Annotated in this window: 20 protein-coding genes; 2 read left to right on the top strand and 18 right to left on the bottom strand. The window is 33.3% G+C overall.

Annotation, left to right across the window (positions count from 1 at the left end; translation table 11 throughout):
* Positions 1–10: 10 nt before the first annotated feature.
* The 14 genes from cysQ to Q0893_RS02540 all read right to left on the bottom strand — a co-directional run bounded on the left by cysQ (position 11) and on the right by Q0893_RS02540 (position 15929).
* Positions 11–823 (bottom strand): 3'(2'),5'-bisphosphate nucleotidase CysQ, encoded by an 813-nt coding sequence (gene cysQ / locus Q0893_RS02605; RefSeq protein WP_298901104.1) that lies wholly within the window; start codon positions 821–823, stop codon positions 11–13.
* Positions 801–1847 carry a GDP-L-fucose synthase gene (locus tag Q0893_RS02600; protein WP_298901105.1) on the bottom strand — a complete coding sequence of 349 codons (1047 nt, stop codon included), beginning with the start codon at positions 1845–1847 and terminating at the stop codon, positions 801–803. The genes cysQ and Q0893_RS02600 overlap by 23 nt, the downstream gene beginning before the upstream one ends.
* The gene (locus Q0893_RS02595) at positions 1840–3420 is read right to left on the bottom strand and encodes a hypothetical protein (RefSeq protein WP_298901106.1); all 1581 of its coding nucleotides are present in this window, start codon (positions 3418–3420) and stop codon (positions 1840–1842) included. Before Q0893_RS02595 ends, Q0893_RS02600 begins: the two co-directional genes overlap by 8 nt.
* Positions 3421–3432: 12 nt before the next feature.
* Entirely contained in the window at positions 3433–4902 is a 1470-nt protein-coding gene (locus tag Q0893_RS02590; protein WP_299272276.1) for an MBOAT family O-acyltransferase, read from the bottom strand.
* 2 nt (positions 4903–4904) lie between these two features.
* The gene (locus tag Q0893_RS02585; RefSeq protein WP_299272274.1) at positions 4905–6293 is read right to left on the bottom strand and encodes a hypothetical protein; all 1389 of its coding nucleotides are present in this window, start codon (positions 6291–6293) and stop codon (positions 4905–4907) included.
* The gene (gene gmd / locus Q0893_RS02580) at positions 6294–7412 is read right to left on the bottom strand and encodes a GDP-mannose 4,6-dehydratase (RefSeq protein ID WP_298901109.1); all 1119 of its coding nucleotides are present in this window, start codon (positions 7410–7412) and stop codon (positions 6294–6296) included.
* Positions 7413–7512: 100 nt separating this feature from the next.
* Positions 7513–8373: a dTDP-4-dehydrorhamnose reductase gene (rfbD, locus tag Q0893_RS02575; protein WP_298901110.1), complete on the bottom strand. Its 861-nt coding sequence runs from the start codon at positions 8371–8373 to the stop codon at positions 7513–7515.
* A complete protein-coding gene (gene rfbC, locus Q0893_RS02570; protein ID WP_299272271.1) occupies positions 8363–8914 on the bottom strand; it encodes a dTDP-4-dehydrorhamnose 3,5-epimerase in 552 nt (183 codons plus the stop codon). Before rfbC ends, rfbD begins: the two co-directional genes overlap by 11 nt.
* Before the next feature lie 5 nt (positions 8915–8919).
* Entirely contained in the window at positions 8920–9774 is an 855-nt protein-coding gene (gene rfbA, locus Q0893_RS02565; RefSeq protein ID WP_298901112.1) for a glucose-1-phosphate thymidylyltransferase RfbA, read from the bottom strand.
* Complete coding sequence (gene rfbB / locus Q0893_RS02560) at positions 9774–10790, bottom strand: dTDP-glucose 4,6-dehydratase (RefSeq protein ID WP_299272269.1); 1017 nt, start codon at positions 10788–10790, stop codon at positions 9774–9776. Before rfbB ends, rfbA begins: the two co-directional genes overlap by 1 nt.
* The gene (locus Q0893_RS02555; RefSeq protein WP_298901114.1) at positions 10783–11835 is read right to left on the bottom strand and encodes a hypothetical protein; all 1053 of its coding nucleotides are present in this window, start codon (positions 11833–11835) and stop codon (positions 10783–10785) included. The genes rfbB and Q0893_RS02555 overlap by 8 nt, the downstream gene beginning before the upstream one ends.
* An 8-nt stretch (positions 11836–11843) precedes the next feature.
* The gene (locus Q0893_RS02550) at positions 11844–13532 is read right to left on the bottom strand and encodes a hypothetical protein (RefSeq protein ID WP_298901115.1); all 1689 of its coding nucleotides are present in this window, start codon (positions 13530–13532) and stop codon (positions 11844–11846) included.
* Between the two features lie 28 nt (positions 13533–13560).
* Positions 13561–15063, bottom strand: coding sequence for a GH3 auxin-responsive promoter family protein (locus Q0893_RS02545; protein ID WP_299272266.1), 1503 nt, complete (start codon positions 15061–15063; stop codon positions 13561–13563).
* Positions 15063–15929 (bottom strand): M23 family metallopeptidase, encoded by an 867-nt coding sequence (locus tag Q0893_RS02540; protein ID WP_298901117.1) that lies wholly within the window; start codon positions 15927–15929, stop codon positions 15063–15065. The genes Q0893_RS02545 and Q0893_RS02540 overlap by 1 nt, the downstream gene beginning before the upstream one ends.
* 115 nt (positions 15930–16044) lie before the next feature.
* On the opposite strand from Q0893_RS02540, the gene tatA reads away from it, so the two are divergent.
* Positions 16045–16236 (top strand): twin-arginine translocase TatA/TatE family subunit, encoded by a 192-nt coding sequence (tatA, locus tag Q0893_RS02535; protein ID WP_298901118.1) that lies wholly within the window; start codon positions 16045–16047, stop codon positions 16234–16236.
* A gap of 46 nt (positions 16237–16282) precedes the next feature.
* On the opposite strand, the gene Q0893_RS02530 is transcribed toward tatA, so the two are convergent.
* The 4 genes from Q0893_RS02530 to Q0893_RS02515 all read right to left on the bottom strand — a co-directional run bounded on the left by Q0893_RS02530 (position 16283) and on the right by Q0893_RS02515 (position 21288).
* A complete protein-coding gene (locus Q0893_RS02530) occupies positions 16283–17257 on the bottom strand; it encodes a DUF4837 family protein (RefSeq protein WP_299272263.1) in 975 nt (324 codons plus the stop codon).
* A gap of 20 nt (positions 17258–17277) precedes the next feature.
* Positions 17278–18879 carry a LysM peptidoglycan-binding domain-containing protein gene (locus Q0893_RS02525; protein WP_299272262.1) on the bottom strand — a complete coding sequence of 534 codons (1602 nt, stop codon included), beginning with the start codon at positions 18877–18879 and terminating at the stop codon, positions 17278–17280.
* 135 nt (positions 18880–19014) lie between these two features.
* Complete coding sequence (gene pgk / locus Q0893_RS02520) at positions 19015–20202, bottom strand: phosphoglycerate kinase (protein WP_299272260.1); 1188 nt, start codon at positions 20200–20202, stop codon at positions 19015–19017.
* Between the two features lie 15 nt (positions 20203–20217).
* Entirely contained in the window at positions 20218–21288 is a 1071-nt protein-coding gene (locus tag Q0893_RS02515; RefSeq protein WP_299272258.1) for a DUF2652 domain-containing protein, read from the bottom strand.
* 192 nt (positions 21289–21480) lie between these two features.
* Here Q0893_RS02515 and Q0893_RS02510 point away from each other — a divergent pair, with 192 nt between their 5' ends.
* Positions 21481–22635, top strand: a complete 1155-nt coding sequence (locus Q0893_RS02510; protein WP_298901123.1) for a DNA polymerase III subunit — start codon at positions 21481–21483, stop codon at positions 22633–22635.
* Position 22636: the final 1 nt, after the last annotated feature.

The following is a 22636-nucleotide window of genomic DNA, read 5'->3' as shown; positions in this document are numbered from 1 at the left end:
AGTTAAGATATTAACTCTTAGAAACTATAAACCATGGGTTTAATAAGTTTTCTTTATTGTAAAGTAATGATGCATTTGTTTCTTTCGAAATAACCTCAACTCCTACAGCCTCACAAATGGCTTGTCCGGCTGCTGTGTCCCATTCCATTGTTGGTGCAAATCTTGGATACACATCTGCACTGCCTTCGGCCACTAAGCAAAATTTAAGTGAACTTCCTTTAGATACAATTTCAACATCATAGTCTTTTTCCTTTAAATCATTAACATAATCTAAAGTTTCTTGGCTCATATGAGATCTGCTTCCTACAACTTGAACTAATTGAGATGTATTGGTTTTAGGTTGAAGCGGGATAGCATTTTCACTAATTGAAGCTAACGATGTATCATGTTCCTTCAATTCGCATTTGTATGCTTTATTTTGTTCTACATTAGCAAAGTACAATGTTTTCACAACAGGAACGTAAATAACTCCTAATATAGGTTTTCCTTCTCTAACCAATGCGATATTAACTGTAAATTCGCCGTTACGCTTTATAAATTCTTTGGTGCCATCTACGGGGTCTACAACCCAGCAAGTAGACCATGTCTTTCTAATCGTAAAATCGGTTTGCTTATTCTCTTCACTAATAATAGGAATAGATGTAGGTTCTAAATATGAGTTAATAACATCGTTTGCTTTCTTATCGGCTTCAGTTAAAGGAGATTTGTCATCTTTAAGTTCAACATCAAACGCCGTATCATAAACTTGCATAATAACATCTCCTGCTTTAAGTGATGCTTCTATGGCAGTTTGTAAGTTTTTATTTATTTCTATACCAATCATATATGTGTTTTATTCCGTTCTCTAATTTCATTTTATGCGTCCACCCTAAAGCATGTAACTTAGATACGTCGGTTAGTTTTCTAAGTGTACCATCTGGTTTATCTGTATTAAACACAAGCGAGCCATTGTAACCTATAACATTTTTTATGGTTTCGGCCAGTTCTTTAATTGAAATATCTTCTCCTGTACCAATATTGATGTGCGTGTTTCTTATTTCTTTTTCGCCTTCTAAAAAGGTGTCTTTAAAACCTCTATGTTCCATAATAAACACACAAGCATCAGCCATGTCTTTAGACCATAAAAATTCGCGCTTTGGTTTACCTGTTCCCCATATCTCAACCGTGTTTTCTGATACCCCAAAGGACGACAAATATGTTTTTGCCTCTTCAATAGTTGATAGTCCTGTATCTTTCAATATCTCGTCAAATGCTGATTCACTTAATAGTTTTGAAAGGTGGATTTTTCTTATTAAGGCTGGAAGTACATGTGATTTTTCTAAATCAAAATTATCATTAGGACCATACAAATTGGTAGGCATTACCGAAATAAAATCTGTGCCATACTGCAAGTTGTAACTTTCACACATTTTGATACCAGCAATTTTCGCAATCGCATAAGGTTCATTTGTATACTCCAAAACGTCTGTAAGAAGATAATCTTCTTTCATTGGTTGGGGTGCATTTTTAGGATAGATACATGTGCTTCCTAAAAACAGCAGCTTCTTAACATTATTAATGTAGCTATGATGAATTACATTGTTTTGAATCATCATATTGGCGTATATAAAATCTGCCCTATAGACATTATTTGCTATTATGCCTCCAACTTTTGCGGCTGCTAAAAACACATATTCTGGTGTTTCTGTTTTAAAAAACTCGGCAACAGCAACTTGATTAGTTAGGTCTAGTTCTTTATGGGTTCTTGTAACAATATTGGTATATCCTTTTTGTTGAAGGTTTTCTAATAATGCACTCCCAACAAGACCTCTATGGCCAGCAACATAAATTTTTGAGTTCTTATTCATTTTCAAAAGATGGTTTCATAAATTCTATACTATTAGGTACGAGATAAACATCATTGGTGCTTTTAGTGCCTCCTTCCCAAGTTGGTACTTGTCTGTCTTTATCTGTTGGACCAAATATAACATGTAAGTTGGTGGTATTTGCGTTTCCGGATAACGAACATATATACCAGCCATCTCCTAATGATTTGATACTTGCGTTTTCATTTTTAAAATCTCCTGCCGCCGCTACACCTTTTACTACACCTTTCTCCAGATCAAAAATAGCATCTACTCTATTTGGATATACTCCTGATATTCTTAAACCAAAATAACTTCCTAAATCTCCTTTTTTTACTGTAAAACTAACCCCGTAATCTGCATCCTCTTTTGATCCTATTCCTTTAACTCTCACATAGGCATTTTTAGAATCTTCGTGCCTTGAAATATGGCTTATGCTATCTTTAGAATTATAAATTAAATCAGTGTTTTTAATTAGAGTATTTACACGACTCCAACCTTTAATGTTATCACTCGTGATATTTTTAGTGGTTTCAGGTTGTACTTCTTTTTCCGAAGTGTTTTTTTCTGAAACATCATTTTTAACTCCCCTTTTAATATCAAACGATGTGGTGATCGAATCTAGCAGAATGGGCGCAAGTTTTCTGTTTCCATACTTGTTTAGGTGAGATAAATCACTAAAATCATTTGCCGTTAAATTGATTTGATTAAAAATTCGGTTAAAATTAAAATGTGTTGCATTATGAGATTTTAAGAATGTTTCAATGTACTTCATTTTTCCATATTCATTCTTTTCGTAGATCATGTTTAAAGCAGGAGCTGTAACAAAAAGTAATTTTATGTTCTTTTCTTTACATTTTTCTATAATCCCCAAAATCAAGTCTTCACTTTCAGCATCTAATTTAATTTCTGAAGCGTTATCAACCAGAGTGCTATACTCGGATGCTACTTGTTTATAATCCTTTTTCTTGTTCTTTAACTCTTCTTTTAAGATGTGTGATTCATTAAGTTCAAAACCGTCAATGTTAGCTTTGCTTAAGTAGTCTGTTCTGTTTCTGGTTTCAATAAGCTCTTTTGATAGATTATCGTGAAATCTAATCGTAGGACTCATAGCTCTAGGGTACTCGGTAGGCTCGTAAAACTTTCCTATTAGCGATAGGTATTCTTTAGAGAATTTTAATTCATCTAAAGCTGCCATTTGAAGAAATTTTAATCGCTCGGTTTCATATTTTTTAAATTGCCATGGCGATATTTCAATAACCAACACTTGTTTTGGGTGCAGTTTTTCATTTTCAATAAAGTGATCAAATATTGCCTTGGTGATAGCAAAGTGTTGTGCAGAACTGCCAATGTTAACACTTTTAGTGTGAAGTATACTATCTACATACCTTGTATTATATGTTCTTTGAGATAGTGAATTCCCCATATACACAAAATCATAGTCGTTATCCTCATTTAAAAAATTATTATATGTGGTATGAAAAAACTCATCTTGGATACAATAGCGATCAATAACTTTAACCAGTATTACGGTAATGATTAAGAATATGATTGATTTTATATATAGTTTACTCATTACACTTTAGATTTAAAATTGAAAATAAATAAATTGTGAAGTGTCGTCATCTCCATAAACACCATAAAGCATAATTGTAAACACGATAATAATATAAAAAAGCCACCTAAAGATAATGGATTGCTTATTAAAAAAAGACGAGACATTTTTACGACTATGGATAATTTCAAAAACTAATAATAATACAATAAACACAAAAAGCGGAATCATATGTGTTTTTTCTAGTCCTAAGTTGTAAATAGAATCTGAAACGACAGATACATAATTATTTACAAAAATATTTTTGATTAAAAGTTTAGCATTAATAAACGTGTCTGCTCTAAAAAATATCCATGCGAAGCAAACAATGATAAAGGTTACAATTGAAAAAAAGAGGTTGTTAGAAAACTGCTTTTTATCTAGACCTAGTTTGGCGTATACTTTTTTTCTGTTTTTATATGTTGCTTTTTCTAATACTATTATTAGTCCGTGAACCGCTCCCCAAATCACAAAATTTATAGCTGCGCCATGCCATAAACCACTTAGCAAAAACACCAAGAACAGGTTAAAATATGTCTTGTATTTACCTTTTCGGCTACCTCCTAACGGAATATAGACATAATCTCTAAACCAAGTAGAGAGTGAAATGTGCCAGCGGCGCCAAAATTCTGTAATGGACTTTGAAAAATAAGGGCTATCAAAGTTTTTCATTAAATCAAACCCCATAGTTCTGGCTGTTCCTATCGCTATATCTGAATAACCTGAAAAATCACAATAAATTTGAAAAGCAAAAAGAACGGTTGCCAACACGACGTCAATGCCTTGATAGGCTTCAGGATTATTATACACCTGATTAACGACTACGGCAGCTCTATCTGCTATTACCATCTTTTTAAACAACCCAAATGCTATTAAAAGCAAACCAGATTTTACCCTTTCATAATTAAACTTATAGATTTTAAAAAATTGAGGTAATAAATGTGAAGCTCTCTCGATTGGACCTGCTACTAATTGAGGGAAAAAGGAGACAAAAGCAAAAAAGGCTAAAGCATTTTTTGTAGGCTCAAGTTGTTTTCTATAAATATCTATAGTATAACTTAGGGTTTGAAATGTATAAAAACTAATCCCAACAGGAAGAATAATATTTAGAGTTGAGATTTCCATCTCTCTTCCAAATAATGTAAATGCATCAACAAAAGTTTCAATAAAAAAATTGGTGTACTTGAAGTAAACAAGGAAGCCTAAGTTAACAAACAAGCTCACAAATAAGAGTCGCTTTCTAGTTTTGGAATTATCGGTCTTATGCATTTTAAGGCCTACCGAATAATCTACTAAGGAGCTAATTGCTATTAAAATAAGAAATCGCCAATCCCACCAACCATAGAAAAAATAACTTGACACAAGGATCAAAACATTTCTAGAAACTAAGTTTTTGGAAACAACCCAGTAGAGTGTTAAAACTACTGGTAAAAATATTGCAAAATCTATAGAATTAAATAACATGGTTAGTCTGTTATATAAGGCGTTGAAATCATTAAATGCTTAATATTAGGTTGATCCCCAACAACATTTATCTTTAACTTGTGGGCTTGATGTTGAGCGCTATTAGATCTAAATAATTTGTACTTGTTTACATCTGGCTCTAGCTTAATTGTGTCTTTTATGATTTGATTAACTCTAAATTTAATTTTAAAGTTTTCTGGTGTTTCGTTTTTTAAAATTTTTTCTATTCTGAATAGATTGAAATCAGCTCCATTGATACGTATTCTTTTAGAGTTGGATAAAAACTTTTCAGTATTGTTTCCTTCACCATCAAATCCTGTTTTCTCTCCTTCTAGTTTAAATTTAAATGTTTGATGTTCTCTATCCATATCAAAAATAGTTATCGTCCATTCTTCTTCAATAGGAAATGGTTTACCAAGAGTAACACGGCTTATGCCTGGCATCCAGCTTTCAAACCCTTTTGAAGGTCTTTCTATATGATAAGAGCTTCGAAACTCGGATGGTTTTTTATCATCTATAAATACCTCAACATAACACGTATCAACTTTTCTTATTGAACGTTCTAAAACAAGTTCTACATTAGTAGTAGTTGAAGGTATTTCGATATCCTTATCTAACTGATTAGGCTGGATTATTATTCTTAAGTCTTCTTCCTTAATGTTATAATCTATAGCATCAGATTTCGGGAATTTTGAAAGCACTATTTGCCTCAATAATCTATTACCTTTTTCATTTGGGTGTACATTAGGATCTATTGTATTCCCCATTAATTGGTTTGGTGATATTGTATTTTCTTCTAAATGTGTTTTCCATTGCTCCCTTACATTAACAAAACCGCAATTGTATTTTTTCGCTATGGTTTGAATAGCCTTAGAATCAAAATCGTGAGACTTATTTATAGACTCTAGTCGATCACTTGGTGTATCCCAAACATAGTGATGGTCCAATAATAAAATATCGGCAGGAGTTTGTTTTCTTATATTTTTAATAAAGGCATCATAAAGACTGTCTTCTATACCATCATAGGCATGGAAAATGATAAGATCTGGATTTTCTTGATATACATCATGTTGAACCGTTTTGGTTAAATCTGGTATGGTAAATCCTCCTATAGGTTTGTGTTTATATGTAATCTTTGCATAAGGAAAACGTGCCTTAAGAGAGTCTACTAATAAACTGGTTTTCATACCACCAATTATAGACTGCCCATAAAACAAAATCTCTACTTGGTTTGGTTGTTCTTTAGTGCTGTTATTAAGTAGATATAATGTTCTGTCTATGCCTGTATGTTTTATATCTTCTTGCTGAGCAGAAGAGTCGGCACAACAAAAACATGTCACAGTAATGATCGCAAAGAAAAGAACTAAAAAACCTGACTTATTGTATTTCATTTACTCAAAGTAGTTTTTAATTCTATAACCACCATCTTTTAAGTATTGTTGTTTTTGCATTAACTTAATATCGCTAGACATCATATCTTCAACTAATGCTGGTAGGTCATACTTAGGTATCCATCCAAGCTTTTCTCTTGCTTTTGTTGCATCTCCTATAAGTAAATCAACTTCAGTTGGTCTATAATATTTTTCGTCAACAGCCACCACTTCTTTTCCTATTTCTACCTGGTAGTCTGGATTACTACAAGATTTGATATAGCCTTTTTCATTTGAGCCTTTGCCTTTAAATTCTAGTTCAATTCCAACATGATCAAAGCTCATTCTAACAAAATCTCTTACTGATGTTGTTTTACCTGTAGCAATAACCCAATCTTCAGGAGTATCAGCTTGTAAGATCATCCACATCATTCGAATATAATCCTTTGCATGTCCCCAATCTCTTTGGGCATCTAGGTTTCCTAGATATATTTTATCTTGAAGACCTAAAGCTATTCTAGATGTTGCTCTAGTTATTTTTCTAGTAACAAAAGTTTCTCCTCTAATAGGTGATTCATGATTGAATAAGATTCCATTACAGGCATAGATTCCGTAGGCTTCTCTATAATTTACTGTAATCCAATAGGCGTACATTTTAGCAACTGCATATGGACTTCTTGGGTAAAAAGGAGTGGTTTCTGTTTGAGGTACTTCTTGAACTTTCCCATACAACTCTGACGTTGATGCTTGGTATATTCTTGTAGACTTCTCTAATCCAAGAATTCTAACCGCTTCTAAAAGTCTTAATGTTCCAACACCATCTGCATTGGCTGTATACTCAGGTGTTTCAAAAGACACATGTACATGACTCATGGCTGCCAAGTTGTAAATTTCGTCAGGTTTTACATCTTGGATAATTCTAATTAGGTTAGTACTATCTGTTAAATCTCCATAGTGTAATATGAAATTTTGATCTTCTTCATGTGGATCTTGATATAAGTGATCTATTCTTGCTGTATTAAACAATGATGACCTTCTCTTAACTCCGTGAACTATGTATCCTTTTTTTAATAAGAACTCACTTAAATAAGCTCCATCTTGACCAGTTACGCCTGTAATTAATGCTATTTTTTGTTGCATTTTTTCAATTTAAAACATTAAAATAATCCTAATGTGGATCTATTTATTAATCTGCAAATGTATGATTTTTGTCGCTATTTATCACACAATAAAGCGAAGCTTAATGCTGTGATAAACTCTTAAGAACTTCATCTACACTTTCTTCCCAATTTTTAAGAGGCTTATTAGTAAGCGTCTCTACTTTTTGGTTATCCAAAACACTATACTGTGGACGCTTAGCCTTTGAAGGATAATCTTCTATTGGTGAAACATTTGTTGTTTTGTTTAGGTAAGCCGATATGTGAGCCCCTAGGCCATACCAAGTCGTATTTCCTCTAGCTGAAAAGTGATAGACACCATAATTTTTAATCGTATTTTTAATCAAGAAAACAATGAAGTTTGATAAGTCTAAACAACTGGTTGGTGTGCCTTGCTGTGACGTAATTATGGTGAGCTTCTCATCGGTTTTCAATTTGTTGAAAATCGTTTTTACAAAATTCTTATTGAATTTAGAGTATAACCATGAGGTTCTGATAATAAAATAATCTTCTAGGTTTTCTTTAATGTATTGTTCGCCTAAAAGTTTGGTTTCACCGTACTGATTTATTGGGTTGGTAGTGTCGTCTTCTTTATATGGTCTCGTGTTAGTCCCATCAAAAACATAGTCTGTAGAGATATGAATTAAAGTAACATCATAGGTTTTGGAACTAAGTGCTAAATGTTTCACAGCGTTAGCATTAGCATCTAATGCTATTTCTATTTCAGTCTCGGCTAAATCCACATTGGTATAGGCTGCACAATTGATGCAGTAATCAAAATCATTTAATTTAAAAAAGCGGTCGACCTCATCCTTTTTAGTAATATCTAATTCTGACTTTTCAACGAAAACAAAAGTAATAGATTCAATATAATTACTAGAAATCTCTTTTATTGTTTTCCCTAATTGACCATTGGCTCCAGTGACTAAAACTTTACTTTTCATTTAAATAATCTGACAGTGTTGGTAATTTTATGTCTTTTTCAGAAAGTATGGCATCGCCTTCAGAAATTCCCCAATTTATATTTAAATCTTTATCGTTAAATATAATTCCTCTTTCCGACAGTTTATGGTAAAAATTATCGCATTTATAGTTAATAATCGTGTCGTCTTTTAACACCACAAAACCATGTGCAAAGCCTTTTGGAACAAATAATTGTTTTTTATTGTCTTCGTTAAGCTCTATTGAGAATGATTGTTTAAATGTTGGTGAATCTTTTCTTAGATCAACGCATACATCTATAACGGCTCCTTTGACAACTCTAACAAGCTTTGATTGTTCATAATCACCAATTTGAAAATGCAGTCCTCTTAAGACATTTTTACTGGATTTAGATTCATTATCTTGAACAAAATCGATAGTTAAACCTGTTATTTTTTGAAATTTATCTGCATTAAAACTTTCAAAAAAATAGCCTCTATTGTCTTTAAACACCTGAGGGTTTATAACGTAACAATCTTTGAGGTGTGTTTCTTCTACAGTCATAGCAACTATAAGTTTTGTAAGTATGCTCCGTAACCACTTTTAAGTAAGGGTTCTGCTAACTTTGTAAGTTGATCTCTATCAATAAACCCCATTTTATAGGCGGTCTCTTCAATACAGCCTATTTTTAGTCCTTGTCGTTCTTCTATAACCTGAACAAACTGCGAGGCTTGCATAAGGGAGTTAAAGGTCCCTGTGTCTAGCCACGCTGTTCCTTTGTCTAAAATTTGAACTTTCAAATCTCCTTGTTCTAGATACGTTTTATTTACATCTGTAATCTCTAGTTCCCCTCTAGCACTTGGTTTTATGTTTTTAGCTATTTCGATGACTGAATTATCATAAAAGTAAATTCCTGGTACCGCGTAGTTTGATTTTGGGTTTGTTGGTTTCTCTTCTATTGAAAGTGCTTTGTTATTTTCATCAAAATCTACTACACCATATCGTTGCGGGTCTTGAACATGATATGCGAAAATAATTCCTCCATCGATATCGTTCAATTGTCTAAGTTTTTCTTCTAAACCTGAGCCATAAAATATGTTGTCTCCTAAAATTAGTGCGACTTTATCATCACCTACAAAAGACTCACCAATTATAAATGCTTCTGCTAGACCGTTTGGATTTTCCTGAACTTCATATTCAAAAACACATCCGTAATCCTCTCCATTACCGAGTAATTCTTTAAATCTCGGAGTATCTTTTGACGTTGAGATAATTAAAATCTCTCTAATTCCCGCAGACATTAACGTTGTTAATGGATAATAGATCATTGGTTTGTCGTAAACAGGCATTAATTGTTTGCTTACAACTCTTGTTAATGGGTGTAACCTTGTGCCAGAGCCTCCTGCTAAAATAATTCCTTTCATTAGTTTTTATATTTATCTAAATACCAATTGATTGTTTTTTTTATTCCTGTTTCAAAGTTCTCATCTGCTTTCCAGCCTAATTCGCTTTCAATCTTAGAGGCATCAATGGCATATCTAAAATCGTGACCAGGTCTGTCTTTTACAAATGTTATTTGTTTCTTGTATGACTGTTGTCCTGGTTTTATTTCATCTAATAGCTCACATATTTTATTAGCTATATACAGGTTGTCTCTTTCATTTCGGCCACCTATATTATAAGTTTCTCCAGATATTCCATTTTGAAACACCAAATCTATTCCTTTGCAATGATCGAGAACGTAAAGCCAATCTCTAATATTCTTACCATCGCCATAGATAGGAATTTGTTCACCATTAATTGCTTTTCTTATAATTGTGGGAATCAACTTTTCATTATGTTGTTTTGGTCCATAATTATTAGAGCAATTCGTTGTGACTACGTTCATTCCGTAGGTGTGAAAATAACTTCTTACTATAAAATCTGAAGACGCTTTAGAGGCACTATATGGGCTGTTAGGCGCATATGATGTTTCTTCAGTAAACAATCCTGTTTCTCCTAATGTTCCATAGACTTCATCTGTAGAAATATGGTGAAAACGTTTAGATTCACATCCAGGTTTAAATTTGTTTGAACTTTCCATCCAGTGATTTTTTGCAACGTCTAAAAGATTAAATGTTCCAAAAATATTGGTCTTGATAAATTCATCTGGTTTTTCAATAGAGTTATCCACATGAGATTCTGCGGCAAAGTGAATAATTGCATCAAAATCATGAGTTTCAAAAAGCTGTTCGATTAAGTTTCTATCACAAATATCACCTTCTACAAAAACATAGTTCTCGTGTGTTGAAATTTCTTTTAAATTAGAAAGCTCACCTGCATAAGTGAGCTTGTCTAAATTTATAACTTTAACAGTGTTGTAATTTTTTAAAAAATATGGAATAAAATTAGACCCAATAAAACCTGCTCCTCCAGTAATTAAAATTGTTTTATTATTCATATTCTCTGGCATACTTTATCACTTTAGTTGCTACATACATTAAAAATAAAGCTATGATGGCTAATGCTGGAAATATTAGCGCATATTTCTTAGAGAGTTCATTAGATCTCAAGCCAATATCCGTGAAATCGGATAATACATCATAATATACATTTTCCTCAATCTTTAATTGGTCTAATACTCTTATAGAATCTCTAATATTAATTTCATTTCTAAATAAATCGTATTCTTTGGTTGGTGTTCTTTCCTGAGTAATTGGCAAAAGACCATCTACTCCAATAGACAAAGTTCCTTTTTCAGACTCTTGGTTTAATATTTTTATGTATGTTTTTTGTAGGGAATCTATTTTTCTTAGGTCCTCAAAATACATGGATTTCTTAATGGCTATAGTCGAATCTCTAACACGCATCATTTTTTTTGAGTAGTCGTTATTGAAGGTGCTCTCTAGGCCTTTTGATAAATCTTTAAAAATATCTCTTTTGGTAGACTCCACCTTGATGCTAAAAAGATCGCTTGAGTATAAATCCCTGTTATCAACAAAGTCTTCAAAACTAACGTCTTGAGCTCTAATACTGTCAATAGATTTTACGTATTTATCATATTCCTGAATGAGTTGATTTTCGGTTTCAGGACCTATATCTATTTCAAACTTTTTAATTGTTTTTAAATCGTCTTCGGGAAGATCAAAAATAACACCCAAACTCGTATAGTTTTCACTTTCTAGCAAAGAATTATAATAATCTATGTTAGACACCAATTGATACTTTGAATTAAAGTAAGGTTTTACTAACATCTCAGAATAAAAAACAGGTTCTTTTATTTTTTCTAAACCATATCCAAGAATTAAAGCCAATAACACCACAATCGAAATTAATTTGAAGTTTTCAATTACAGCTTTGATTAAGTATATTATTGAAGAGAAAATAGCCTTGAGAATACTTGATATAAAATCAAATATCTTAGTAAAGAAATTTCCAATAGCGTTAAATAAAATCCCTAAATCGACGTCTTCATTTGGATTATTATTAGGTAAATTTTCACTCATATCTGTTGTTATTTAAATATCTGTTGTAATATTTTTCGTGTTATTAAATATGTTGGTTTTACTCCCGAAGTCCCTAAACCTCCAGAAGCCAATGTGCTTCCTGTTTCTAATGGGTTGTCACTAGCATAATAAGCATATCTTACTTTTACATTTGGATTGATGCTTCCTCTAACTTTTGATGCCGCTTGAATGGCCTTTTGGTAATGCGCTCCTTCCATCTCAAGACCAATAACGTTCCATGTCGAGTTATAGAAAAACTTTAATATCTCCTTATTTTGAAGTGAGGTTCCTAAAACTGTAATCATTGATCCTTCATAAACAGCTACACCTTGGCCTTCTAAATCTGATTTACACAATTCGTTCTTAAAAGGATAGTTATCTGCTGTTCCTTCAAAAATGTGAGCTGAAGGAATCATAATATCTCCTTTTCCTCCTTCTAAAATACCTGCCTTACCCATTATAGATACCGATTCTACGTTTAGGTGAACTTTTTCACCATTGACTTTAACTGGTTTTAATAATTCATCTATAGTCTCATAGGCCTGTTCTCCAAACGCATAGTCCATAACAAATAATACTGGCATGTCTTCTTTTTTAAAGGCATCTCCCAGTTCAATATCTGTTTTAGAAAAGTCAATTTTTTCTGTATCAAAAATTTGAACATCTATATTGGTTCCAGAGGTGTCTTTAATATAGGTCATTCCTCTCTGCAACGCTTCTTTGGTGATTTTATTGCGTAACGTTTCGTTTTCCTTTTGACTTATTGCTTCATAAACCTCAAATATGTCTTTTTTAGATGTAAGTGTTTTAAGAGCAACAGGTGCAAAAATTGAGTTCATTACACTGTGCATGTTTGCACTTATAACATGAATTGGACGGTTTAAAAGGTTATTATTATATAACACCTCTTTAATGTTGTCTGCCCAAATTTCTCCATGAATATGGTGTCCTAGTCGTTCACGTAATACAGGACTAAAAGTTACAGTTCGTTTATTATTTCTAATGACCTCTTCAATAGCAAGTTTTCCCAACCAGTATACTATATGTAATAACCGTTCAGGTTTTGTTTTAGTTGCAAATAAGGCGTGTGCATTTGTTAACTCTTCAAAGGTTCTCCCTAAAATATTTGCGGTATGCGTAATAGCAATCTCACGCTCTTGTTGCGTAAGTTTCTTTTTAGAAAGTACTGCTTTTTCTAGTTTAATCCAATCTCTGGTTGTTGCGCCATCTTCATCAATTAAAACACGTTTGCTTATTTTATGAGACTCTACGAATAAAAAGGTTAAATGTGTGAGGATATCATATATTTCAGAGCGTCCTCTTGTAATCTCAATATTCATTTGTTCGTCATCAATTCGATAACAATTACGACGTCTTTTAGGGGGAATAATAGGTTTGAAATGTGAGCTACCATAACCTTCATCACTTGTAAGGTTAATAAATGTGCATTCTTCGATTCCTTCTGGGAGTCGATCTACAACATAAAGTAGTCCCTCTAGTTCTGCCTTTTCTTCAGCAATAGAACCATATATTTCAGGTCGTAATAAAAGTAAAGATTCTCTAAGTGTTTCACCTGAAACACCCATTGGTTTATAGAAGCCACGATTAAACAAGTGTCTCATCGTAACATACATTCTTTCAATAGCATTCGAGCTTTCTTGAGCTCTCGTTCTTTCATGATGTTTCTTTTTACTCATACGCATAGGTTTGCGCACAAATATAGCACTATTTAGTTAATTTTTGATGGTATATAGCATCTGCGATTTTTCTATCATTAGATAATCTTGGTATCTTGTTTTGACCTCCTAATTTCCCAATAGATTTCATATAATCCTGAAACCCATTCTTTCGTACAGTTGTAATTTTTAAAGGTTGTAGCACCTTTCCAGCAATGAGGTCGTAATAATAGCTGTTTTGTTCCTGTAAAGAAGCATCGATACGCTCTGCTAAACTTAATATATCCTGAGGCTCTTTTTCAAATTCAATAAACCATTCGTGAAACGGCAATCCAGATTCAGGGTTTATTTGCGGTGCTACCGTAAATTCTGAAACACTAACTAACGATGACTCTATAGCCTCTTTAAGAGATTGCTCTACTTCTTTACCAATAACATGCTCTCCAAATGCTGAGATAAAATGTTTTATTCTTCCAGACACAATAACACGATAAGGTTTTGTTGATGTAAATTCAACTGTATCTCCAATATTGTAAGCCCACAACCCTGCATTGGTTGAAATAATCATTACGTAGTTAACACCAACCTTAACATCGGAAATCATTAATCGTTTAGGGTTGTCGTCAAAAAAAGTATTGGCTTCAATAAATTCGTAGAATATTCCTGAATTGAGCTGTAGCAACATCCCCTTTTCATTTTGTGAATCTTGAAAAGCAAAAAAGCCTTCACTAGCTGGATACAACTCTATACTATCTACTTTTCTACCAATAAGGTTTTCAAATTTAGATCGATAAGGTTCATAATTAACGCCTCCAAAAATGAATAGGTTGAAGTTTTTAAAAACCTCTCCAACTTTTTGTCCAGTTTTCTCCTGAATTTTCTCAAAATACATCTGAACCCAAGACGGAATTCCTGAAATGATTGTCATATTTTTTGGTAAAGTCTCTTCGACTATAGCATCCACTTTTGCTTCCCAATCTTCAATACAATTGGTTTCAAAGGATGGCATTCTGTTTTTTTGAAGATATTTTGGGACGTAGTGCGCTACAATTCCAGAAAGGCGCCCTAATTGAATTCCATTGCTTTCTTCGAGAATTGGGCTTCCTTGTAAGAAAATCATCTTGCCATCAACAAACTTACTCTTTCCTGTTTCAGCAATATACATTAAGATAGCATTACGGGCTGCCTCAACATGCGTTGGCATACTTTCCTTTGTTAAAGGAATATACTTAGCACCAGAAGTTGTTCCTGATGTTTTTGCAAAATATAAAGGTTTCCCTTTCCAAAGTATATTTTCTTCTCCAGCAACAACCTTATCTACATACGGTTTTAAATCTTCGTAATCTCTAATAGGCACTCGTTTCACAAAGTCGTTATAAGAGTTTATAGATTTAAAATCATGATCCTTTCCAAACATGGTATTGTTAGCGTCCTTAATTAACTTCCGAAAGACTTTTTGTTGCGTCTCAAGCGGTTTATTTGACCATCTTAAAATGGACTTCCTAACGTTTTTGGCAAATAGTTTTGCTAGTTTAGGTTTTAGTGATATCATTAATTAAAATCTATAAATTGTGTTGGATTTACTGGATATCCTTTTTTCCAAAGTTCAAAATGCAAATGCGGACCTGTAGTTAGCTCACCTGTATTACCAGCCATAGCTATAACTTCTCCCGACTTTACTAGATCGCCTTGTTGTTTCGTGATTGAAGCATTATGTTTATATACAGATATGAGTTCGGAGCCATGCTCAATAATAATCACGTAACCTGTTTCTGCTGTCCATTCAGCAAAAATTACAGTGCCATCTGCAGTGGCTTTTACAGGCGTGTCTTTTGCCACTACAACATCAACAGCAAAGTGTTTTTCTTTTAAGTTATAACCTTCAGAAATGGTTCCATTTACAGGGGGAAACAGCACAAAGTTAGATGAGGAGGTTGTGGTTTCAAACACATTGTATTTATCTTCTTTATCTACTAATTCTCTTAGCAATGAATCCTCTTTTGTTGGTGCTAAATCTAAATCGCTAGGATCTATAGTCGAGGCATCAACGATAGAGTCCCTGTTAAATTCGACCGTACTAACATCTCCAGTAAGCACTTTTTTTATGGATGCATAATATTGTTCATTGAGATTAATTACCTGTTGTAAAGAATCTGTTTTATAATTTAAAACGGTGGCTTTCTTTTTTAACTCTGTAGATGAGTAACCAGGGATATATTCTTTTAGAGATGTAAAAGCTATTAAAAATATAGTACCAGCAATTAATAAAATGGTGCCTAAAGACAAAATAACAAACACATTGAGTCGTGTTAATTTTATAGCAAAGCGCTCTTCAAAAGTGTCTTCGTTTAGGACAACGAGTCGATACTTATGTAGCAGTTTTTTTGAGAATTTTTTTTGTTTGTTTTTATTCGCCATAAGACTACAAAATTAAATAAAATTAGTCCAAGTTATTCTGAGGACTCTTAAAGTTTAAATTTAAACGTTTAGTTTGAAGTTTAATTATTAAATTTGCAGTTCAAAATAATATATTATGATATCAAGTTCAATTTTTTTAGGAATGCCAGGATACGGTTCTATTATATTAATCGTTGTGGTTATATTGCTTTTATTTGGAGGAAAGAAAATTCCTGAACTTATGAGAGGTCTAGGAAGTGGTATTAAAGAATTTAAAGATGCCAGTAAGGAAGATGAAAATTCATCCGCTACAGATAAAAAAGAATAGAAATTTTACAATAAAAAAAAGCCAACATTTAATGTTGGCTTTTTTTTTATTGTATCACTAATGATTTTATAATCGATTCGAGTTCAAAGACATAATCTCGCTTCTCTACTGAAGGCGCAAACACATAGCCTTCAACAATAATGTATCTATCGTTTACTTTATCTTCTACGGCATAATTTATAAATGGCCCAGACATAAAAGCGTTTTTCAAATCCCAAAGCCCTTTGGTTTCAAATGCTGGTTTATTATCTACAATCGACTCTTTTATGTAGGGTGTGAAATGTGGCTCTGTGGCCATATGAGATCCATCAACAGATCCTTCTATATGAATTTTACCCACAGAATCGCGTAATCTTATTACATCTAAAACAGTACTGTCGCCTTTTCTTATAGCAGATAAGGGCACCTCATATACCATTAAATCAACATTTCCAGTTTTAATATCTCTTCTAATCCAGAAAAAGTCACCATCAGATTTAGCAATTCTATATGCGGATGGAAACTTAAGAGATATGCCTAACTGTTCTTTAATCTTGCTATCATTAAACAGTGATTTAGATGTTCTTCGTTGTCTTTCTGTTAGTTCTGTCTTTTTAAAAGCATTAATAATTTTAGCTGCATTTGTTTCGATTTCATTAATTATCTCTGCATTTGTCATTCCTGATACAACCACCATTGTTTGAGGGGTAGCATAAGCATCTGCAGCTACCTTAGTAGATGCCTCTTTTCCCTTTTCTATTTTTAGAATCGTTCTGTTCTTTTTAGCAAATCCTGTGAAAACTTGTGTAGGCATTTGACTCATTGTGAATTGAGGTTCTTCTAAAGATAATCCTTCAACTGGTGCCGCTAATACATCTCTAATAGCGTCTCCAACTCGGCCTTCCCATAATTGATTATCTGCCACAACGACAACGCTATTAATGTTTCCTGATGACTTACCGACAAAGCGTTGTGCTTTTTTATCATCACACGAACTAAATAAAACAACGACTAACAGTAGGCTTAATGCTTTTTTTATCATTTTTTCTAAATTTATTACGCTTACTTAGATACAACAAGCGTCATTCCGATTTTTAGTTTGTTACTGCTAATATCGTTCCATTCTTTGATATTTTGAACAGAAACTCCAGGAAATTTTTGAGAAATGCTCCAAAGTGAATCACCTTTTTGAACTCTATACGTAGATTTTCCTTCGGTATTTATAACCTTTTTAGGTGTATTACTACTTACTTTAGAACCAGAAGATGTTGACGGTTTTCTAGGATAAATAGTGAGGCGTTGACCTATTTTTAAGTTATTACTTCTCAACCCGTTCCAGCGCTTAATTTGGCTCACTCTAACTCCATATTTTCTGGCAATTTTTCCTAGATAATCTCCAGATCGAACCCTATATCTTATTTTACTACTGGCGTCAAAAAACTGAGGAAGTGGCTTTTCTCGTTTATTCAGTTCCTCCTCCACAAATGCATAAATTTGAGTTTCATTTGTTACAAATTTCCCAATGGCTTCGCGTGGTAACCTCAGCGTATAATTTTCTCCTTTTATGTATGGAATGATATCGAGTTTATAAGATGGGTTTAAAAACTGTAGTTGCTCTATGGGTACATCAACCAATTCTGAAACCTGATCTAAGGTTATCATTTTTTTCACATGTAAAGTATCTGTTTCTACATAGTGATAGTTTGGTTTCTCTATCTTGAAGCCATGCTCTTCGGCAAACTCAAATATATACATGGTTGCTAAAAAAGCAGGAAGATACCCAGCTGTTTCACGAGGGAGGTGAGGTCTAATATTCCAATAGTTTTCATAACCTCCAGAACGACGAATGGCTTTAGTCACATTTCCTGGTCCAGAATTATATGCTGCTAAGGCCAAATCCCAATCGCCAAAAATCTTGTAGAGTTTAGCCAAATACTTGCTAGCCGCTTCTGTTGATTTTATAGGGTCGCTTCGTTCGTCTACATAACTGCTTACATTAAGTCCGTACTCCTTTCCAGTTCCAAACATAAATTGCCATAGTCCTGTTGCTCCAACCCTAGACCTAGCTCTTGGTTTTAAGGCAGATTCTACAATGGCCAAATATTTGACTTCTAACGGAATGTCGTGGTTATCTAATGATTCTTCAAATAGAGGGAAATAATAATGACTTAAAGACATCAAACGAGACATGGAGTTTCGTCGATGCTTTAAATACGATTTTATAACACTCTCCAAAGATGGATTGTATTCAATATTAAAAGGAGTTCTTGCATTAAGGCGCTTTAGTCGAGCCTTTAAGGTATCTGTAGAAAGCTCAGGGTAGTTTACTGGGTCGTATTTTAGCTCAGAAACAGATTTGTAAATTGTATCAAACAAATTGTTGCTGTATAATTCTTCTAACCATTTCTCATCAATTTCAGCAGCTAGCTTATGATCTTCTAGCTTTCTAGATGTTGTTGAGTCTATTTCTGCTTTAATCCCAAGGTGTTTCTTAAAATACGTTTTACCATCAATAATGGTATCAACCACATAGGTTTCACCTTCAATAAAGTCTGATTCTGTTAGTCTTTGTGTTTTAATAGTCTTTGGAATTGAATCTTGACCAAAGCCAAAAAAGCCGCAGAACAGAACACCAAACGTTAGGGTTATAAGTTTAGATTTCATTGGTTAACTATTTATCTATCTTAAACGACAGGTCAGCTAAAATCGTATTTTTTTAGTTAAAATGAAAGTTTAATTAGACAATTTAACAAGACTTGTAAGACTATTCTTAATGTTAATGTGTTTATAAACAGGTATTTATTTTAAAATTGCAGCTATTCCTGGGAGCGTCTTACCTTCCAAACTTTCCAACATTGCTCCTCCTCCGGTACTTACATAACTCACCTTGTTTTCAAAGCCAAATTGTTTTACTGCCGCCACAGAATCTCCTCCTCCAACAAGCGAAAACGCTCCGTTTTTGGTGGCTTCTGCAATAGCCTCTCCAAGAGCAATAGTTCCGTTGGCAAAACTCTCCATTTCAAAAACGCCTAATGGTCCATTCCATAAAATTGTCTTACACTGCATCACAATATTATGAAATAAGGCATTAGATTTTGGCCCAGAGTCTAGACCTTGCCATCCTTTAGGAATGGCGTTAACATCTGTAATTTGCGTCTCGGCATCGTTACTAAATGCATTAGCAGCTACAACGTCCACAGGTAAGTGAATTTGAACATTTTTTTCTTTAGCTTGTTTTAAAATATCCATAGCCAAATCCATTTTATCGTCTTCACAAATAGAATCTCCTATAGTTCCCCCTTGAGCTTTTATAAACGTAAAAGTCATTCCTCCTCCAATAATAAGATGGTCAACTTTGTCTAATATGTTTTCAATAATCGTAATTTTTGAAGATACTTTAGCGCCACCTAGAACAGCTAAAACAGGTTTTTCTCCAGTTTTCATTACTTTATCAATACTTTCAATTTCTTGAGCTAGTAAATGTCCGAAGCATTTTGTTTCAGGAAAAAACTGCGCAATAATGGTTGTAGAGGCGTGCGCTCTATGCGCAGTTCCAAAAGCATCGTTTACATAAATGTCACCTAATTTTGAAAGTGCTTCTGCAAATGCGATGTCGCCTTGCTTCTCTTCTTCATGAAAACGCAAGTTTTCTAATAATAATATTTCTCCTGGTTTGAGGTTTGCCGCAGCTTCCTCTGCTTCAAGACCGATACAATTCTCAACAAATTTGATAGATACACCTAGCACATCTTCAACTTTACTCACGATATGTTTTAAAGAAAATTGATCTTGAACTCCTTTTGGTCGTCCTAAATGAGACATTAAAATACAGCTGCCACCATCTTCCAGAACTTTAATTATGGTAGGCTTTGCAGACATAATTCGCGTAGCATCAGTCACTTCAAAATTTTCATTTAGAGGAACATTGAAGTCTACTCGAATTAGTGCTTTTTTATGGTCAAAATTGAAATCGTTTAAAGTTTTCACAAGCTTAAATTATTTTTAGTTGTTAGGCTGTTCTGTTGTAAATCCAGAATCGATTAGCAAAATAAGTTCTTTAATGTTTTCTGAAATAATTTTTTGGAAGTTTTTTTTCATAATTGGCCTCATAAGAACCCTTAAAGGTTTAAAATCGGCGAATACTTCTATGTTTAGCTTGGTGTATCCGTTTTTTATCTCCTCTAAAACATAATAAACATGGACCCGCTTTGTAAATGGAATTTCTCTGGTAGCTTCGCCATAAACTAATTGATTAGACGCTACTTTCTTTTTAATTGTGGTCTGTTCAACATGTTTTTTATTAATTAAACATTGATGTTTAAGCCCAGACCTATTCACCTTATTCTTTTCATATTCTAACCGATCTACCCCTTTTACCCATAACAACCTATAATCGAAATTACTAATGACTTCGTAGAGCTCCAGAATTGGAGTTTGGATTGTTTCAGTACTATCAAAAAGTTTATGTTTAGGAACATCATCAGGAATTGGTTTTATCACTGGCAACAGTGATTTTAAATGCTCTAAAGGTTCATAAGAGATCTTGATATTTCCAAAATCATAAGTTTCGGTTAACATATTTAAAGAGGCATCAAGAGTTTCTGGAATTAATGTTTCAGTAAACATCGCATATTCTTCTAATGGAACCTTGTTTTTAAGCAACCTATGAACTTTAATAACATTACTTCCGTATGGTTTCTTAATGTCCTTTATTGTTATGAATTCAATTTCACCATAATGTACTATAAACTTTAGGCTCAGATTATATGCCGAAGAGCATGCACCACAATTACATATGCGTTGGAATTCATAGCGTTTTAAATGCTTATGAAAAGCTAAATACATGTCTTTTACTTGTTCCCTAATTTTGTTTAAATCAACCTGGTCTTCAAGTTTATATAAAAATAGGGCGTCACCTTCAATTTCCGCTAATTCCAAACCCATATTGTTATGATCAATAAGTAATTCTAGAAGTTCAGAAATAATATGACGACTGTGGTAAATATCTGTATTATGCACAAACTCGGTAAACCCTGAAATATCAGGAATAAAAAGAATAGCGTTTTGAGTCATTTTTTAATCTATAAGCAGCATTTTGTATGTATAAAAGTAAGTCGATTTATTTTTTATTGCTGACAATATTGTGTTAAAAACAATAAGGAAGTAGCTCGTTATTTTTACAATTGTTTTAAATAGGTATAAGATAAGCAATATAGATATGGGTTAAGGTCTTAAAGATTTAAAAAAAATATGTAGGTTTGCTTCATGTTATTTTCTGAAATTTTAGGGCAAGAACATATTAAAAATCATTTGACCAAAAGCGCAGATTTTGGACGTGTTCCACACGCTCAATTGTTTGTTGGTCCAGAAGGTTCTGGAACATTAGCAATGGCCATTGCTTATGCTCAGTATCTCTTGTGTAAAAATACAAACGGAGAAAACACCGAAGGTAATGATGCTTGTAATCTAAAGTTTAAAAACTTATCACATCCCGATTTACATTTTGCTTTTCCTGTAGCAACCAATGATAAAATAAAAAGTCATCCTGTCTCTAGTCATTTTATGGAAGAATGGAGACAGCTTATAGATAGGCAGCCTTATGGAAATCTTTTTGATTGGTACCGCTTGCTTGGAATAGATAATAAGCAGGGCCAAATTGGTGTTGATGAGGCTCAAGATATCGTGAAGGCCTTAGCGTTAAAATCTTACGAAGGAGGCTACAAAGTGATGTTAATCTGGATGGCAGAAAAAATGAATACATCGGCTGCAAATAAATTGCTAAAACTCATTGAGGAGCCACCAAATAAGACCATCTTTATTTTAGTTGCTGAAGATGAGGAGCAAATTATAAATACTATTAGATCGCGCTGCCAAGTATTACATTTCCCTCCTTTAGCCGAAGAAGTTATAAAAGAGGCTTTAATTAGAAACTACCAAATTCCTGAGCCTGACGCTATTAAAATCGCTCATCAAGCCAATGGAAATTATAATAAGGCTTGTGATGTTGTTTATAGCGATAGTGAAGATACACAGTTTGAAGAGTGGTTTGTGTATTGGATTCGGTCTGCATTTAAGGCTAAAGGCAATAAAAGTGCTATTCACGATTTAATTTCTTGGAGTGAGACTATTGCAAAAACAGGTAGGGAGACTCAAAAACAATTTTTGAATTTTTGTCTTGATTTTTTTAGACAGGCCTTACTTCTCAATTATAATGCAGGTGATTTAGTTTTTATGGAGCCAAAAACAGGATTTAAGCTAGAGAAATTTGCTCCCTTTGTTCATGGTAATAATATTATGGATATTTCAAATGAACTTCAAGATGCTATTTATCATATTGAACGAAATGGGAATTCGAAAATCATTCTTACAGATTTATCGATTAAGTTAACGCGATTGCTGCATAAGAAATCGAATGCATAAA

The sequence above is a fragment of the uncultured Psychroserpens sp. genome (assembly GCF_947494225.1).
Classification (GTDB): domain Bacteria; phylum Bacteroidota; class Bacteroidia; order Flavobacteriales; family Flavobacteriaceae; genus Psychroserpens.
This window is presented reverse-complemented; position numbering and strand designations above follow the sequence as displayed.